The organism is Thiomicrorhabdus sp. 6S3-12, from assembly GCF_017571475.1.
Taxonomy (GTDB): Bacteria; Pseudomonadota; Gammaproteobacteria; order Thiomicrospirales; family Thiomicrospiraceae; genus Thiomicrorhabdus.
In genome coordinates, this window is record NZ_JAGETW010000001.1 from 498,823 (window position 1) to 516,674 (window position 17,852).

Genomic DNA, 17,852 nt, shown 5'->3' on the forward strand with positions numbered 1-17,852 from the left:
CTACCTGCAACTAACAAATAAGCAAAGACTTAAATAAAAACAAAATTTTAGCAAATTTTACAGAAACAAACTGACTACATTATTCAGATAGGTCTTACCGCTCTTAGTCAGAATCAATTTATTGTCCTGTATTTGCGCCCAGTTATGCTGCTGCATGGTTTGCAGATGCGGCTGTAACACCGATAATTCCAAGCCCGTATGCTGCGTAAACAGACTTAAGTCAAAACCATCCTGCAAACGCAAGGCATTGAGCATAAATTCAAATAGCAGCTCGCCTTCGTCCACTTCGGTAGTACGCCCCGGATTCGGCTGTTTCATGGTCTCGACATAGCCTCCGGGCGATGCCGGCATCTGAGTGCGCAGAACTCTACCTTCGGGTGCCATGGTGATTTTGCCGTGCGCTCCGGCGCCCAGCCCGATATAGTCGCCGAAGCGCCAGTAGTTCAGATTGTGCCGGCACTGATGACCCGGCTTGGCGTAGGCGGACACTTCATAATGCTGATAGCCGGCTTCGGCAATCACTTCCTGGCAGGCTTGCTGCATCTCCCACGCCAGATCGTCGTCCGGCAGTGGCGGCGGCTGTTTATAAAACGGCGTGTTCGGTTCCAGCGTCAGCTGATAATGCGAGAGATGCGGCGGCTCGAAATCCAGCGCCTGCCGAACATCCTCAATCGCCTGCTGCAGAGACTGCTGCGGGAGCGCAAACATCAGATCGAGGTTAAAGTTGTCGAAACCGGCATCTTTGGCCGCCTGAATCGCTTTTTTCGCTTCCTGCGAAGAATGTATCCGCCCGAGCGCCTTGAGTTTATCGTCGGCAAAACTCTGAATTCCCATTGACAATCGGTTGATCCCGGCCTGACGGAACATAGCGAATTTCCGGTAATCGACCGTTCCCGGATTGGCTTCCAGCGTTATTTCGATCTGCGGCGAGAAACCGAGCAAGGCTCTGGCCTGAGACATAAACTCGTTAATGCCCGCTTCGGAAAACAGGCTCGGCGTCCCGCCGCCGAAAAAGATACTGCGGATCGGTCGCCCCCAGATCATCGGCAAAGTCTGCTCCAACTGGCGCAACAGGGACTGGACATACTGCGCTTCATCAATCTCCTGTTTGAGGGTATGAGAATTGAAATCACAATAGGGGCACTTTTCGATACACCACGGATAATGCACATAAAGGCTTAAAGGAAGCGGCTGGGTAAAATTCAAATTCCCTCCTAAGAATTCTGCGAAGCGGCGATGGGTTCGAAACTCGAATGCGTCTTCAACCAACGCCAGATAACAAGGGCGCTCAGCAGCATCAACGCTTGAGAAACCGCCATCATTAACAGACTGTCGTGGACCACCGGAACAATCAGCGAAGTCACCAGCCCCGCGGTCCCCATCTGAACCAGACTTTGCAGCGAAGCCGCCATACCGCGTTTATCCGGCAGGCAATCCAGACCGAAAACCGTCAGACCGGGATTGGCCAGAGCGAAGCCAACTGCATATACACTCAAGGGCGCGATTACCCAGAACGCCTGCTGCATCGACAGACTCTGCAGCACGACATTCAGAGCGATTGCCGACAATGCCAGCATAAAGGCCAGATTGACCATCGACACTGCGGCAATACGATGGGCCAGACGATGCGACAGCCAGGAACCCAGAAGGATGCCGCCGACCATCGGTAGGAACAGAATCCAGAAATCCTGCTCCTGAAGATGCAGGTGGTCGAAAATCAGACTCGCTGAAGAGGCGACATAGATAAAAAAACCGCCGATTAACAGCCCCTGAACAATAACTAGACGCAAAAACAGCGGATGACGCAGACTGTGCACATAAGAGCGCGTCAGAAAACGCGGATGTATCGACTGTACCGATTCCGGAGCCTGCGTTTCCGGAATCTTCAGCGCAAAAATCGGCAAAATCAAAAGCGCAAAACCGGCCAGAAAATAGAACACCGAACGCCAGCCGAGGTGGGCATCCAGCCAGCCGCCGATAATCGGTGCCAGCGCCGGCGCCAGAGTAAACAGCATCATCACGACGGCGAGCGCTTTCTGCGCTTCGGGGCCGCGGAAAAAATCGCGGATCATCGCCCGGCTCGCGACCACACTACCGGCTGCCATTACGCCCTGCAACGCACGACCGACCAGCAACCAGAAGTAATCTTCAGCCAGGGCGCACAACAGCGCCGCCATAAGATATCCGAGCAGACTCAGCAGCACTACACGCCTGCGCCCGAAGCGGTCGGCCAGCGGTCCCCAGAGCAGTGTCGAAACGGCAAAAAACGCCAGATAGACAGACAGACTTTGCGTCAGCCATTCGCGACTGACGCCCAATTCCGCTTCGATTGCCGGAAAAGAGGGCAGATAGGTATCAATCGAAAAAGGCGCCAGCATACTGATCAAGGCCACCAGAGTGATCAGCCACCAGGGCGACAGCACGCTATGCCGGGCCTGCATCGACATCATGCGCCTCGTCTTAACTGCATCAAGAGTGCATTCAACGCCTGAGCGCGATGGCTGATCTGATTTTTCTGCTCTTTCGGCAGTTCGGCCGCGCTTTTACCGAGTTCGTCGACCCAGAAAATCGGATCATAGCCGAACCCGCCGTCGCCGCGTTTGGCATGCAAAATTTCACCATACCAGCGCCCCAGACCGACAATCGGCGTCGGATCTTCGGCGTGCTCCACATACACCATGGCGCAGTAATAACTCGCCTGACGCGCACCTTCCGGCACACCTGCAAGCGCTTTCAGCAGCTTCTGCAAATTGCTTTCATCGCTGACCTGCGCCACTTCGTCGGCCGAATAGCGTGCCGAATAGATCCCCGGACGCCCTTTCAGCGCATGCACCTCGATTCCGGAATCGTCGGCGATCGCCGGCAAGCCGGTTTTCTGTGCGGCAAAACGCGCTTTGAGAATGGCATTTTCGATAAAACTCAGGCCGGTTTCTTCGGCTTCTTCACTGAAAAACTCGCTCTGCGCATGAACCTCCCAACCATAAGGGGCCAGAATATCACTCATCTCTTTAAGCTTGCCGGCATTGCCGCTGGCTAAAACGATTTTTTGCATTTTTCGAGCCTCTCCCCGTTTTTACTCGGCAAGCGCCTGACGCTGAATTTCAGTCAATTCGGCAATCCCTTTGCGTCCCAGCTCAAGCATCGCCTGCAGCTCATCCATCGAGTAAGGCGCAGCTTCCGCCGTCCCCTGTACTTCGATAAACGTGCCTTTATCGGTCATGACCAGATTCATATCGGTTTCCGCATTCGAGTCTTCAGCATAGTCCAGATCCAGCACCGGCGTCCCCTGATAGACACCGACCGAGATCGAAGCGACTTGCTGAATAATCGGGTTCTCGGCAAGCAGTCCTTTTTCGATCAGATGCTCGATCGCAATCGACAGAGCGACAAAGCCGCCGGTAATCGATGCGGTGCGCGTACCGCCGTCGGCCTGAATGACATCGCAGTCAATGTGAATGGTGCGCTCGCCCAGACGGGTTAAATCCACAGCTGCGCGCAATGAACGTCCGATCAGACGTTGAATTTCCTGAGTGCGCCCGCCTTGTTTTCCGGCGCTGGCCTCACGGCGCATACGCGTCCCCGTGGAACGCGGCAACATGCCGTATTCGGCGGTGACCCAGCCTTGCCCCTGCCCGCGCAGAAATGGCGGCACTTTTTCCTCGACACTGGCGGTACAGATCACTTGCGTATCACCGAACTCGATCAGAACCGAGCCCTCTGCATGTTTGGTAAAGTGTTTGGTAATTTTTACCGCGCGCAGCTGATCGGCCGCGCGGCCGCTCGGGCGAGACCCGTTTATGTCCGTCATCCTGTATCCTTTTTGATCAAAACGTATAGAATGGCTGGATTATAAACGATTCCCTCCCATCTTATGGACGCAAACCCTGAAAGGAGTCTCAATGAATACGACCGCCAAAGTTTACAGCATGACAGCGTTTGCCCGCAGCCAACAGCTGTTGAACAGCGCGTATTATCAGGGGCAATTCAGCTGGGAACTGCGCTCGGTCAACCAGCGCTATCTGGAAATCAATTTCCGCATGAACGACAGTCTGCGCCATCTGGAAATTCCGATCCGCGACAAGCTCAAGCAGCACTTCGCGCGCGGAAAAATTGACGTCAGCCTGAGCATCGCCACGCAAAGCGCGCAAGCGTTGGTCATTAACCGGCAATTACTCGGCTCACTGAATCAGGCGATCGGCGAAATCCAACAACATCTTCCCGAAGCGACCCACGTTAATCCACTGGAACTTCTGCAATGGCCCGGCATACTTAAGGAAAACAGTGACCGCGAGCAACAGGAACAACTCGATCAAATCCTGCTCGAAGCACTGGACGAAACCATCTCTGAGCTCAAAGCGCACCGTGCCCGCGAAGGCGAAGCCTTAAAGTCGATGATTCTGCAAAGATGCGACCTGATTGAACAGCAACTGTTGGCCCTGCAGCCTCTGATGCCGGAAATCCAGCAGTCTCAGGCCGATAAACTTCGTCAGCGATTGCTCCATCTGCAGGCACAAGTGGATGAACACAGGCTGCATCAGGAGGTCGCTTTGCTGGCACAAAAGACCGATGTGGCCGAAGAGCTGGATCGGTTACAGGTACAAGTGAATGAAGTACGCCACGTACTGGAGAGCGGGCAGCCGATCGGACGCCGACTGGATTTTCTGATGCAGGAACTCAACCGCGAAGCCAATACCCTCGGCTCGAAGTCGGTGGATGTACGCACATCGCAGGCCAGTGTAGAGCTGAAAGTCTTAATCGAACAGATGCGCGAACAGGTGCAGAATATCGAATAGTTTCTCAATCCCCAAAACCGCTCCAAACAACCTATTACGACGATGCCAGAAATAATTGCACAACATTTCTTATGGCCTGACATAACAAGGACTTATCGCCTTGCCCCCGCCCTTTGGCCCGCAAAGAAACAGGCAAATAGAAACTTACTTCAAATCAATCCGAATGATTGAAATTTACCCCTAACAGCAGTATAGTTTCGCTGCGTAATAAAAATATTTCTTACTGAGGCGCAGGAAATTATGAGTAACTTAATGAAAATGCTACTGGTTTTGGCCATCACAGTAGTCATTCCTCTAGCGGTTCTACTTGGTATTTGGGCAGATATTCTTCCTCAATCACTACAAGTAGCTATCGGGCTTGCAGGAGTTATTCTCGCAATCGTTTATATCGTAGGCGGGAACTTAGTCCTAATGTGGAGCGACATCAAAACAGGTCGTTATTCTAAAAAATCCTGATTCAGGGTACGGAATAAACCACATAAAAACCGGCTTTACGCCGGTTTTTTTATGCGCAAAGTGCGCCGCATATCGCCATCCTTCTTCCATAATTTGTCCCCATTCCGTAAAGATAAAAAGCTATAATCAGAGTCAAAATTTTCATTATTGACCTTGATCGTAAAAGATCTGAAAACAACATAAAAACCTGACCAAAAGTAACTGAAAGACCTACAGCAGGCAGGGAAATACAATTTTCGAGTAAAGAATGAGCGAATCTAAACCGCAAATCACTTCTGACAATGAAATGCCGTCCGTGGGCTCGGCCAAAGAAATTATGGGTGCCGACTCGGACGCGTCCTCTCCGGAACAGCCTTCCGAGAACAAACCGTCATCCGAGAAGCTGCCTAAAAAATCTTCCGGACGCCGCCTGTTTAAATGGTTTGTCTGGTTCAATTTTGTCGGTGCATTTTTCGCAATCCCTCTAGCGGCCGGGCTTTTCTACTACCTGACCATCTACCCGACTCTGCCGGAAGTCAGCGAACTTAAGGAAGTTTCCTACCAGGTTCCTTTGCGCATCGAAACGCAGGACGGCAAGCTGATTACCGAAATCGGCACCAAAAAACGTGTTCCACTTGAGTACCCGGAAATTCCCGAACGCATGACGCAGGCGATTATCGCCGCCGAGGATGAGAGTTTCTTCGAACACAACGGTGTCGACTTCAAAGGTCTGGGACGCGCAGTTTATCAGCTGATCACTACCGGCGAAAAGAAATCCGGCGGCTCGACGATTACCATGCAGGTAGCCCGTAACTTCTTCCTTTCCAAAGAGAAGACCTATCTGCGTAAATTGAATGAGATCATTCTGTCCTACAAGATCGAAAACGAACTGTCCAAACAGGAAATACTCGCCCTCTATCTGAACAAGATTTTCCTTGGTTACCGTTCCTACGGTGTTGCGGCTGCCGCACAGACTTATTACGGTAAACCGCTTGCCGAATTGACTCTGGACGAGTTTGCGATGATTGCCGGTTTGCCGAAAGCGCCATCGGCCTACAACCCGATCCGCGATGCGGAAAGAGCCAAATTGCGCCGCAACTATGTTCTGCGTCGCATGAACGAATTGAACTTTATTACCGAACAGGAAATGCAGGAAGCGCTGGCGGTCGAAGTACATGCCGAGCTGCACGGCCCGATTATTGAAGTCGAAGCGGACTATGTTGCCGAACAGGCACGCGCCTTTGCCTTGGAGAAATTCGGAGAAGAAGCGTTGCAGAACGGTCTGACTATTGTTACCACTCTGGACAGCCGTCTGCAGCAACAGGCGAGCATTTCGATCCGCCACGGATTGCAGGAATACGAACGTCGTCACGGCTATCGCGGAGCCATCGAGCAGATTGACCTTGCGGAATTTCAGGACGATCTTCCGGCCTTGATCACTAAACTGCAAGAAGTCAGCAACTACGGCGACCTGCAGGTTGGTGTGGTCACCGGCTTCAACAAGCAGGGTTCAGACGTTCTGCTGGAGACCGAAGAAGCCGTTCAGATCGACTTTAAAACAATGGAATGGGCTGCGCCCTATATCGACGTCAACCGCAAGGGGAAAAGCCCGAAATCGGCTAAAGACGTGCTTAAGGTCGGCGATGTAATCTATGTCCAGAAACTGGACGACCAGTGGCAACTGGCTCAGGATCCGCAGGTCGAATCTTCGCTGATTTCCATGGACTCACACAGCGGCCGTATTCTGGCGATGGTTGGCGGTTACGACTATTTCCGCAGTAAATTCAACCGCGCCACTCAAGGAAAACGTCAGGTCGGTTCCAATATCAAACCGTTCCTGTATTCGGCGGCCCTGAACAGCGGTATGAGCGCTGCCAGCACGGTAAACGATGCTCCAGTTGTCTTCCATGACCGCAATCTGGAAGACTACTGGCGTCCTGAAAACTACTCCGGTCAGTATTACGGCCCGACCCGTCTGCGCAAAGCGCTGGCTTTGTCGCGCAATCTGGTTTCGATCCGTCTTCTGCAGCAGATAGGCATTAATAACGCGGTCGATTATTTCCAGCGTTTTGACTTCCCGCGAAGTGAAATCAATGCGCATAAAGACCTCTCTCTGGCTCTGGGAAGCGTCGAACTTACGCCGCAGGAAGTCGCCCGCGGCTATGCGGCTTTCTCTAACGGCGGTTTCCTGATTACCCCTTATCTGATCGACGAAGTACGCGACTTCAACGGGGATACCCTGTATCAGGCGGAACCAAACCGAGTCTGTAACGAACCGAGCTGTCTGGGCGAAAACAGTCCTCCGCGCATTATCGAAGAACGCAACGCCTACATTATGACCAGCATAATGCAGGATGTTATTCACTACGGCTCCGGTAAACGTGCCCGCGCTCTGAAACGCGAAGACATCGCCGGTAAAACCGGAACCACTAACGACCAGAAAGACGCCTGGTTCTCCGGCTTCAATCCGAATATCGTCACTACGGTCTGGGTCGGTTTCGATCAGCCATCGACTCTGGGTCGCTATGAAGTCGGCGGTCGCGCCGCTCTGCCGATCTGGATGGAATATATGGGCGAAGCACTGAAAGATCAGCCGAACGAACCTTTCAGCATGCCGCAGGGCATCGTCGAAGTACCGATCAACAAGGATACCGGTCTGGCGGTACCGCACGGCACTCCGGATGCCTTATACGAGATCTTCCGCGAAGAGAACGCTCCGGAAGTGCCGAAAATCTCGCAACAACAGATCGAATCGATCACCGAAGAGTTATTCGATTAGGGAGACGCGACTATGAACTGGCAGGATTTTGCAGAAACGCTCTCCGAGCAACTCGGGCAAACCATTCAGATTCATAGCGCCACCCCGGTGTCCGGCGGCGATATCAGTCAGGCTTACAAGCTGCATACCAGCGCCGGTAATTTTCTGCTGAAAACCAATCGCGCCGAATTTGCCCAGCTTTTCAGCAGTGAACTGCACAGCCTGCAGAAAATCGCCGACTCGCACAGCATTCTGGTGCCGAAAGGGATCGCCAGCGGTCTATTCGACAACAGCGCCTGGCTGCTGCTCGAGTTCGTTGAAATGACCTCCCATGGCGACGACGCCCAACGCGGACGCGACCTTGCACTGATGCATCAGCACCTCAATCGCAGCGCCAAGCCTTTCGGTTGGGATGAAAACAACTTTATCGGTCTGACGCCGCAATACAATCACTGGCATAAAGATTGGGTCGAATTTTACGCTCAACAGCGCCTGACGCCTCAACTGGAAATGGCCGAGCGCAACGGCATGCACCCGGCGACTCTCGACAGCGGTTACCGTCTGATCGAATCACTCGATTTCTGGTTTCAGGATTACCGACCCAAAGCCTCTTTACTGCATGGCGATCTCTGGGGCGGTAACAGCGCTTTTACCCGCGGAGGCGATGCCATCATTTTCGATCCGGCCAGCTACTATGGCGACCATGAAACCGATCTGGCCATGACCGAACTTTTCGGCGGCTTTTCGCAGGCTTTTTACCGGGGTTATAACGAGGTTTTCACTATCGACAGTGGATACCAAAGCCGTAAACCGCTGTATAACCTGTACCATATCATCAACCACTTCAACCTGTTTGGCGGTCATTATCAGCAGCAGGCGGCCAATACGATACAGTCCTTATTACATCAGGCGGGCTGATCGAAACCCGATCCTCCGGATAATTTTGTACCCTCGCGCAAAGCCCGTATAATAGTCGGATTTTCGAAATCCATTAAAACTTTAGGAAACTGCCATGAAATGCATTCTTCTAGGCGCACCAGGGGCCGGTAAAGGTACTCAAGCGCAATTCTTGACCAAAGAGTTCTCCATTCCGCAAATCTCGACCGGCGATATGCTGCGTGCGGCAATCAAAGCCGGCACCGAACTGGGTCTTAAAGCGAAAGCGGCCATCGACGCCGGCCAGCTGGTTTCCGATGAGATTATTATCGGCATGGTTAAGGAACGTATCGCCGAAGACGATTGCGCTAACGGCTTCCTGCTGGATGGTTTCCCGCGTACGGTTCCACAGGCGGATGCATTGGCCGAAGCCGGCGTCAGCATCGATGCAGTCATTGAAATCGACGTTCCGGACGAAGTGATTGTCGAACGTATGTCCGGTCGCCGTGCTCACCTGGCATCGGGCCGTACTTACCACGTCGTTTACAACCCGCCAAAAGAAGAAGGTAAAGATGACCTGACCGGTGAAGAACTGGTTCAGCGTGACGACGACAAACCGGCGGTGGTTCAGGATCGTCTGCGTGTCTACCACGAGCAGACTGCGCCTTTGGTCGGGTATTACAAAGATGCCGCCAGCAAGATCGAAAGCCTGAAATACATCACCATTGACGGTACTCAGGCGATCGACACAGTTGAAAAAGAGATTCTAAGCGCGCTGAAATAATCCGCTGACTGTTTCTCTTTACGAATAAAAAAGGCGCTCAATTTGAGCGCCTTTTTTAGTTGCGGAAACCGCTTCGCCGTCGCTTTACAGCCAATCCGGCTCAAGCAGCGGCATTAGCTGCACCTGAATCCCCCCTCGCGGAAGCTGCTCGCGGATATGCAGGTAAATCGATTTCGACTGCTCACAATCGACCGTCACTTCCAGCATCGTCTTGTTTTTATAACCCGACACCTGTTCGCTGATATTTTCCAGCGGATAAGTGTGCGCCTGCACCGGCAGAGCGACAAAGGTCAACTGCTCCTGTGGATAGCTTAAAAGCGCATCCGTGACGCTGTCGTACAGCTCGGAATCAAACTGCAGACGTAAAATACATTGTTTAAATTCCATAGCTTATTGTCCTTCCTGAGTTGCTTGATCACAACATTTAACCGGATTGAAACGACGGTAGATAATCGGCAATATCAACAGTGTCAACAGGGTCGAGCTGATCAGTCCGCCGATCACCACGATCGCCAGCGGACGCTGTATTTCCGAGCCCGGGCCTGTGGCAAACACCAGCGGAACCAGACCCAGCGCAGCAATCGAAGCGGTCATCAGAACCGGGCGCAGACGGCGCATGGCACCTTGCACCACGACCTTGCCGATCTCCATCCCTTCCGACAGCAGCTGGTTGAAGTAACTGATCATCACCACCCCGTTCAGAACCGCGATACCAAGCAGTGCGATAAATCCGACCGACGCCGGAACCGAAAGATATTCACCGGTTATCCACAGGGCCATAACGCCACCGATCAGTGCGAATGGCACGTTCGCCATAACCATGACCGCCTGCGGAATCGAACCGAAAGTACTGAACAGGATCAGGAAGATCAGCACCAGTGCGATCGGCACCACAATACTCAAAGTCTGAGCGGCACGCTGCTGATTCTCGAACTGTCCGCCCCACTCGAAATAATAACCGGCTGGAATATCCAGTTCTTTAGCCTTGGCTTTGGCCTCTTCAACAAAGCCGACCAGATCGCGACCGGACACATTACTGACTACGACCGCAAAACGCTTACTTTGCTCACGCTGGATCGAAACCGGCCCTTCAACTTCTTGCGCATTCACCAGCTGGCTCAACAGAACCGTCTGCATACCAAACGGACTGTTGACCGTTACCGGCTGCTGCAGCATGGCATTAATCGAACTTTTCTTATCCTCGTCGGCACGCACCATTAAAGGAACACGGCGAATTCCCTGATAAAGGTAACCGACTTCCAGTCCGTTGATCTGTACGCGCAGCATTTCTTCCACCTGAGCGACGCTCAAACCGAGTCGGCCCGCCATCTGATGATTGACCTGCAGCTGCAGATAACGCAGACCGTCGTTGGTCGGTGTAAAAACGTCCTGAGCGCCATCGATTCCCTCAACCATGGTCACCATTTTCTTGGCCACTTCATTCAGCTCCTGAGGGTTGTCACCGAAAATCTTGATCGCGACATCACCGCGCGCCCCGGTCAGCATTTCATCGACACGCATCTGAATCGGCTGCGTAAAGGCATAATTCACGCCCGGAAAATGACTTTCCAGGGTCTGACGAATCACCTCGATCAGTTCGTCCTTCGTCTCCATGCGCCACTCTTCTTTCGGCTTCAAGACCAGAAAGGAATCGGTATCATTCAGACTCATCGGATCCATACCGATTTCATCGGAACCGACACGGGCGACAATTCGAGTAATCTCCGGCACTTCCTCCAGCAAAGCGGCCTGAATGCGACGATCCAGTTCCGTCGAAGCGTCCAGACTGACCGACGGATTCTTCTCGATCTGCAGAATGACATAGCCTTCGTCCATTTCCGGAATAAAGGTTTTACCGACCTGAGTAAAGCCGATCACAGCGACGACCAGAGCGATCAAGGCACCGCCGACGACCTTCTTGTCATTCGCCAGACTCCATTTAAGAGCCGGCTGGTAGAAGGCGCTGATTTTACGGATCAGCCACGGCTCCTGATGCGAAGGCTTGCCGAGAATGAACGACGCCAGCGTCGGAATCACCGTCAGGGATAGCAACAGAGATCCGCCGAGCGCAAATATGATTGTTACCGCGACCGGAACAAACAGCTTACCTTCCAATCCTGACAGCGTCAGCAACGGCAGGAAGACCGTCATAATAATCAGGATCCCGGAAATAACCGGCACCGAGACCTCTTTCAAGGCACGGAAGATGATATGCATCTTCGGTAATCGTTGCCCCTGATGCAGCGCTTTTTCCTGGTGGGAGACGATATTTTCAACCACCACCACGGCCGCATCCACCAGCATCCCGATGGCAATCGCCAGACCGCCAAGCGACATCAGGTTGGCGGAAAGACCGAACCAGCGCATTAGAATAAAGGTTGTCAGAGCCGCCAGCGGCAGGATCAGCGCCACCGTCAGCGCGGCGCGCACATTCCCCAAAAAGACCAGCAAAACCAACAGAACCAGCACTACCGCTTCAAGCAATGCTTTGGAAACCCCGTAAATTGCGGTATTAACCAGATCGCTTCGGTTATAGAAAGCACTGACCTCGATTCCTTTCGGAAATGCCGGTTCCAGATCGGCTAGTCGTGCCTGAACGCCTTCGACCACATCGCGGGCATTAGCGCCACGCAGCGCCATAACCAACCCCTGCACCGCTTCGGATTTACCATTCTGAGTTACCGCGCCGTTACGATAGATCGAATCAATTTCAACCTTAGCGACATCGGCCACTCGGATCGCGGCACCGTTTTGATAAGCGACCACCAGATTTTCGATGGTTTCAATCGATTCCAGATTACCCTGAGTTCGAACCAGAAGAACTTCTTCACCCTGATTCAATCGCCCGGCACCATCGTTGCGGTTATTTTCCTGCAATACCTGGATCAAACGATCCAGCCCGATCTCGCGCGCCGCCATTTTCTGATAATCCGGCTTAACCGCGTACACACGCGCCAATCCGCCCAGAACGTTGACATCGGCAACGCCCGGAACCGACCGCAAGGCCGGACGAATCACCCAGTCGAGCAGGTCGCGTTTTTGCATATTGCTCAGGCCATCGCCTTCGATGGTAAACATAAAGACATCACTCAGAGGCGTCGATAAAGGCGCCATACCGCCGGTCACGCCGGGAGGCAGATCGGCATTACCGAGACGTTCCGCCACCTGCTGTCGCGCCCAATAGATATCGGTGCCCTCTTTAAAATCGAGCGTAATATCCGCCAGCGAGTATTTCGCCAGCGAGCGCAAGACTTCCTGTTTCGGCAGTCCGAGCAACTCCAGTTCCAACGGCGCAATCACGCGCTGCTCGACTTCGGATGGCGTCATCCCCGGCGCTTTGAAAATCAGCTTCACCTGCGTCGGAGAAACATCCGGAAAGGCATCGATTGGAATCTTCTGGAAAGCTTGCCAGCCACCGCCGACAACCGCCAGAACCAGCAGCAGAACCAGCGTCCGCTGCACTAAAAAGAACTGTAAAAATCGACTTAACATAGATTACTCACCCTGCTCTGCGTCGCTTTGTGACAGGAAAGCCAGTTTGATTGCCGTCGTACCGTGCGAAACAACCTTCGGTGCACTCAAAACGTCGCTCTTCTTGCTTGAGAAGTACAGATAGTCGCCGTCAATCTGGCGAATCTCGATCGGCAGACTTTCAACCTGGTTCTCGGCTGTCTGTAAAAAGACCACGGCCTGTCCGTCCAGCTGAGCAACCGCATTGCGCGGAGCGCGGAATGTTTGTTGCCCCGGCATCATGAAGCGTACCTGTAACGCCTGTCCCGGAAGGATTTTCGCTGCGGAATTATCCAGCAGAACATGCACTTCGACTTTCTGCGTCAAAGGGTCAACCATCTGCTCGATATGATGAACTTCCCCGATTTGCGAATAGCCTTCTACCGAAACCTGCATTCCTTCGTTCAACTTGGCGACGAATTCCACCGGCACCAACACATTGAGCATAATCGGATTAACCGGCCCGAGCGCGAAAAGCTTCTGATTCTGCTCGACTCTTTCGTTAAGACGCACCGCCACTTCGAACAGAGCACCGTCGATTGGCGAAACAATCGATAACTGCGTGCCTTGAACCTTGTTCGTGCTCAGCAGACGTTCAATTTTGTCAGCGGCGAAACCGATCAATTTCAGCGTTTCCACTCTTTGAACTTTGGCTGCCTGCAGACGACTGACTTCCGCCTGAGCCTGCTGCAACTGTTTGGCCGAAGCCACTCCGCTGTTATGCAGCTGCTTGGTACGTTTCAGCGATTGATAAGCCAGATTCAATTCCGCGCTGATACCGAGTAACTCGCTCTGAATCGCCGCCAACTCTGCACTGTCGAGCGTAGCGATCTCTTCACCCTTGACGACCTGACCGTGCACCTTATTCAGGCGAACGATCTTTCCGCTGACCGGACTGGAATAATTCTGCACCTCTTTCAAAGGCATCATCGCCTCGGCCTGAAAGAGAATTGACGGAACCATTGAGGACTTTTCCGCCTGAGCGGTTTGCACGCCCATCGCTTGCCATTGCTGAGCATTCAACGTTAACGGGGTTTGCGCCAGTGCGCTATGACTGGCCAAAAGAGAAACGAAAGCCAGAGAAAGCCCCAATCCCTTTGCTTTGATAATGTGATGAACTGTCATTCAAGACTCCTGAAATTTGATCTGTTACTAAATTCGATTCTAAATTCGGCTTAATTAATTCGAACTGAGACTGTGGCCGTAGATTTGATTCAACTCGGCCGTTGCAAAGCCCAACTCGACTTCGGTCGTAGCCAACTGACGTTGAGCCATTAGAAATTCCTGCTGCACCCGCAAAAGCGATTCAATGGAAACCGCCCCCAGCTGATAGGCTTTTTGCATCATCTGCAGCTTTTCCTGATTCAATTGCAAATTCTTCTGCCAAAGCGACTGTTGTTTCTGCAGATCGAAAAGTCGCTGTTCGCCGCTGACCATTTTCTGTTGCAGATCCAGTTTGGCCTGCGCCAGATTGACTTTCTGCTCGGTCAATTTTTCGCGTTCCATGGCAATGGATACCCGGCGCTGCTGATCCAGGCCGAGCGGTACGCTGAACTCGGCAATCAAAGTACTGTGATCGGTTCCGGGGTTGCTGTCATGCTTGGCCCCGAAATAAAAGCTCGGTGGCGCGGTCTTGCGCGATTGGGCGACAGACAGCTGCGACTGGGCAAGATTCTGCTGCGCTTGCAGCCATTTCAGCTGAGGATGCGCTGTTTCATCAAGCTTGGCCAGCAGTTTCTCTTCCAGATTTTGCGGAAGGTTTGCTTCCTGAGTCCACAAAGTGAATTGCTGCTGCGCCAGTTGCAGCTGATGACTGACCGCTTCAAGCTCGGCTTCCTGTTTGACCGTCTCGCTTTGCGCCAGAAGACGTTCCAGCTGCGTTGCATCACCGGCCTGATATTTCAGTTCGACCTTCTGCTGCAGCTCTTGACTTTGCGCAAGCGCTTCTTTGGCGGTAGCGAATTGAACCTGAGCCCGTTTCAACTGCCAGCTAAGCTCGCGAACCTTGGCCGAAGCCTGCCATCGCAGATAGGTTTGCTGAATTTCGGGAAGCGCCTGATAAGCACCGGCAACGTCATTCAGCGGCTTCTGTCGACCCGGCAACTGCAAGGCCGCCGAAGCGCCGACTTCGTAATTACGCAGATCATCGTTGCTCATCAGCGCATCGTTTTCATAATGCAGCGTCAATTCGACATCTTCGGAGATCCAACGCTCGGACTGTTTACGATAGGTTTTGGCCAGATCCTGCCAATCCTGCTGCTTAAGCGTCTGCGGCTGCTGCTGCAAAACCTTATCGATCAGACCCGCATAGTCGCCCGAGACCGTACTGTCCGCCAGAACCGGAGCGGACAATAAGGCTCCGGAGAGAAAAATAGAAAAATAACGTTTCCAAACGTACATAGACATCGATCCTGTTTCGGTAGTTTGAGGCTAGCCTAAACGGCCAAGCTGAAATAAACCTGAAAATAGAGCAATTTCAGGAGGATTCTGGGAAAAATTATGAATTCGCAGCGAGCGAGATCTGTGAAAAACGGATTGTCACCTTAAGACCGCCCAAATCGGAATGCGTAAGTTCGAGCTCCGCTTTGTAGGCACTGATTAGCTGTTTGACAATCGACAGCCCGATACCGTGACCGGGTTTGCTTTCATCGGTGCGATAGCCACGGTTGAGCAATCTTGCCAACTGAGCGTCGGAAACGCCCGGCCCGTCGTCTTCGATAACCAGAGTCTGGCCGTCGAAAGCGCAGTGAATCTTGCTGTGCGCCCATTTATAGGCGTTATCCAGCAGGTTTCCGAATAATTCGAAGGCATCTTCCTGTTCGATCAGCAGAGTGGCGTTTTCTTGCACGTCGCATTCAAACCGGATCGACTTGTTCGGATAAAGCCGGGCAAAACTGGCTTGCAGATCATCCACCAACGGCGGCAGCGCCAAAGGCTGAATAATCTGGTTATGCGCAAAGCGTTCCGCTTTCAACTCGCGTTCAATCAGTTCCAGAATTCTCTGGCTTTGCTGTCTCAAAAGCGTTTTTAACTCCGGCTTATCCCGTAATGCAGGGTCTTCAAGTAATTGGAAAATCAGGTTCAGCGGCGTTTTCAGACTGTGCGACAGATTGCTGTTATGCTGCCGCGACTGCTCGAACTGCAAACGCGACTTCTCTAAAGCGAGATTGAGGCTGTGTAACAGAGAATGCACCTCCTGCGGCAGATCATCCTCTCTCAGCCCGAGCGACTGACCGAGACGGAACGCCTTGAGTTCCTCCTCAAGCGGAGTCAAACGTCCAAAAGCGCGTCTTAACAGCCATTTATGTAAGAAATACAGGCTCAATAGCGCAACCAGCGTCAGAAACGCGAACAAAAAATCGTAGCGCAAGACCATTCTCTGAATCGGCTCGTGGTTTTCCGCTATATAGATGCGCACATCCTGACCGTCCTTATGCAGCAGTTGCGAACGAACCAGCACCCGCTGCTCGGCAGGTCCTTTGGTTTCATACACATCTACCCGATCGTTGCTGGGCCGCATATAGAGTCGAAAATCGCCCAGAGAAGGAGAGAAAAAGCGCTGCTTGGGAGTCTGAATCGCGTAATAATGACCGGAGTGCGGGGTCAGATAGATCGGGCCGATACTGGCGGAGCCCATCCACCAACGTTCATTCCGAAAAACCAGATGTTCTTCGACCAGATCTTTATCATGCTCAAGACGCGTCAGAAGATACGATTCACTAATCGTATGCAACGCCGTTTGCGACAGCCACCAGAAAACTGTGAAAATCGCCACCAGGCTCAAGGTCAAGGTGAGAAAAAGCTGTCCTTGTATGGATCGGGATGCGATCTCCCGCGTCTTGAAAAATGCCATTCTAAGATTCCCCGCCTGTATCCGGAACGAACTTGTAACCCAGACCCCGCAAAGTCTGAATAGCTTCCTTGCCGAGCATTTTTCGCAGTTTGCGCACATAGACTTCAATCACGTTCGACTCCCGCTCCTGACTGTGGTCGGAAATACGCTGTAAAAGCTGTTCTTTGGATAAGACACGATGCGGATTTTTAAAAAACGCCTGCAGCAGACGGAACTCGGTCAGCGTCGGCACCACTTCCTGATCACCGACCAGCAGCGTTTTAGCACTCAAATCCAGACGATAGGGAGGAAACTCCAGAACATCTTTCATTTCCACTTTCGCAGCCCGACGCCCGAGCACTTCAACGCGCGCCCAAAGTTCTTCAAATTCGAACGGTTTGGCCAGATAGTCGTCCGCACCCAGCTTTAAACCTTCCACCTTTTCCTGCCACGAACTGCGGGCACTGAGGATCAGCACCGGCGTGTGATTGTTTGGCCCCGCCCCGCTGCGCAGCTGCTGCAGAACTTCCAGCCCATTGAGATCCGGCAAACCGATATCCAAAATTACGACATCGTAGGCAAACTCCTGCAGATAATAGAGACCTTCGCGAGCGGTCTCAGCCGTATCGACCAGCGCCGCTTTCGAAGTAAACTGTAACTGCAAACGCTCCTGTAACAGCGATTCATCCTCAATAATCAACAGCTTCATTATTTACCGCTCTTCTCTCTATCCCGCCACTCTCTATCCCGAGAGACCTCATCGACGGTTTTAGATTCCCGCCGCAAGCGAAAGCTTAGCAGAATAATCGATCCAAGTAATCTTCCTACCAGGAATGGAATCAAGCGGTCTTTGCAATTCACCTT

At 52.5% G+C, this 17,852-nt stretch carries 15 protein-coding genes; 5 read left to right on the forward strand and 10 right to left on the reverse strand.

Features of this window, described 5'->3' with window-relative positions; all coding sequences use genetic code 11:
• Positions 1-57: 57 nt before the first annotated feature.
• From hemW to rph, 4 genes are read right to left on the reverse strand one after another with little or no spacing between them, the layout of a single operon-like run.
• Complete coding sequence (gene hemW, locus J3999_RS02315; protein ID WP_208126363.1) at positions 58-1,206, reverse strand: radical SAM family heme chaperone HemW; 1,149 nt, start codon at positions 1,204-1,206, stop codon at positions 58-60.
• 8 nt (positions 1,207-1,214) lie between these two features.
• On the reverse strand, positions 1,215-2,450 hold the full coding sequence (locus J3999_RS02320; protein ID WP_208126364.1) for a multidrug effflux MFS transporter: 1,236 nt from the start codon (positions 2,448-2,450) through the stop codon (positions 1,215-1,217).
• Positions 2,447-3,052, reverse strand: a complete 606-nt coding sequence (gene rdgB / locus J3999_RS02325; RefSeq protein WP_208126365.1) for an RdgB/HAM1 family non-canonical purine NTP pyrophosphatase — start codon at positions 3,050-3,052, stop codon at positions 2,447-2,449. The genes J3999_RS02320 and rdgB overlap by 4 nt, the downstream gene beginning before the upstream one ends.
• A gap of 21 nt (positions 3,053-3,073) precedes the next feature.
• On the reverse strand, positions 3,074-3,808 hold the full coding sequence (rph, locus tag J3999_RS02330; RefSeq protein WP_208126366.1) for a ribonuclease PH: 735 nt from the start codon (positions 3,806-3,808) through the stop codon (positions 3,074-3,076).
• A gap of 91 nt (positions 3,809-3,899) precedes the next feature.
• Here rph and J3999_RS02335 point away from each other — a divergent pair, with 91 nt between their 5' ends.
• From J3999_RS02335 to adk, 5 genes are all read left to right on the forward strand, one after another.
• Positions 3,900-4,793, forward strand: a complete 894-nt coding sequence (locus J3999_RS02335) for a YicC/YloC family endoribonuclease (protein WP_243755243.1) — start codon at positions 3,900-3,902, stop codon at positions 4,791-4,793.
• 240 nt (positions 4,794-5,033) lie between these two features.
• Entirely contained in the window at positions 5,034-5,249 is a 216-nt protein-coding gene (locus J3999_RS02340) for a hypothetical protein (RefSeq protein WP_208126367.1), read from the forward strand.
• A 247-nt stretch (positions 5,250-5,496) separates the two neighbouring features.
• Positions 5,497-8,007, forward strand: a complete 2,511-nt coding sequence (locus J3999_RS02345; RefSeq protein ID WP_243755244.1) for a penicillin-binding protein 1A — start codon at positions 5,497-5,499, stop codon at positions 8,005-8,007.
• 12 nt (positions 8,008-8,019) lie between these two features.
• Positions 8,020-8,904: a fructosamine kinase family protein gene (locus tag J3999_RS02350; RefSeq protein ID WP_208126368.1), complete on the forward strand. Its 885-nt coding sequence runs from the start codon at positions 8,020-8,022 to the stop codon at positions 8,902-8,904.
• Between the two features lie 94 nt (positions 8,905-8,998).
• A complete protein-coding gene (gene adk / locus J3999_RS02355; RefSeq protein ID WP_208126369.1) occupies positions 8,999-9,646 on the forward strand; it encodes an adenylate kinase in 648 nt (215 codons plus the stop codon).
• 84 nt (positions 9,647-9,730) lie between these two features.
• Here adk and J3999_RS02360 read toward each other — a convergent pair whose 3' ends face one another.
• The 6 genes from J3999_RS02360 to J3999_RS02385 all read right to left on the reverse strand — a co-directional run bounded on the left by J3999_RS02360 (position 9,731) and on the right by J3999_RS02385 (position 17,697).
• A complete protein-coding gene (locus J3999_RS02360) occupies positions 9,731-10,033 on the reverse strand; it encodes a DUF3240 family protein (RefSeq protein ID WP_173286588.1) in 303 nt (100 codons plus the stop codon).
• A gap of 3 nt (positions 10,034-10,036) precedes the next feature.
• A complete protein-coding gene (locus tag J3999_RS02365) occupies positions 10,037-13,138 on the reverse strand; it encodes an efflux RND transporter permease subunit (protein WP_208126370.1) in 3,102 nt (1,033 codons plus the stop codon).
• A 3-nt stretch (positions 13,139-13,141) separates the two neighbouring features.
• On the reverse strand, positions 13,142-14,281 hold the full coding sequence (locus J3999_RS02370) for an efflux RND transporter periplasmic adaptor subunit (protein ID WP_208126371.1): 1,140 nt from the start codon (positions 14,279-14,281) through the stop codon (positions 13,142-13,144).
• Positions 14,282-14,335: 54 nt separating this feature from the next.
• Positions 14,336-15,556 (reverse strand): TolC family protein, encoded by a 1,221-nt coding sequence (locus tag J3999_RS02375; RefSeq protein WP_208126372.1) that lies wholly within the window; start codon positions 15,554-15,556, stop codon positions 14,336-14,338.
• Positions 15,557-15,653: 97 nt separating this feature from the next.
• Entirely contained in the window at positions 15,654-17,009 is a 1,356-nt protein-coding gene (locus J3999_RS02380) for a sensor histidine kinase (protein WP_208126373.1), read from the reverse strand.
• A gap of 1 nt (position 17,010) precedes the next feature.
• Complete coding sequence (locus tag J3999_RS02385; RefSeq protein WP_208126374.1) at positions 17,011-17,697, reverse strand: response regulator transcription factor; 687 nt, start codon at positions 17,695-17,697, stop codon at positions 17,011-17,013.
• Positions 17,698-17,852: the final 155 nt, after the last annotated feature.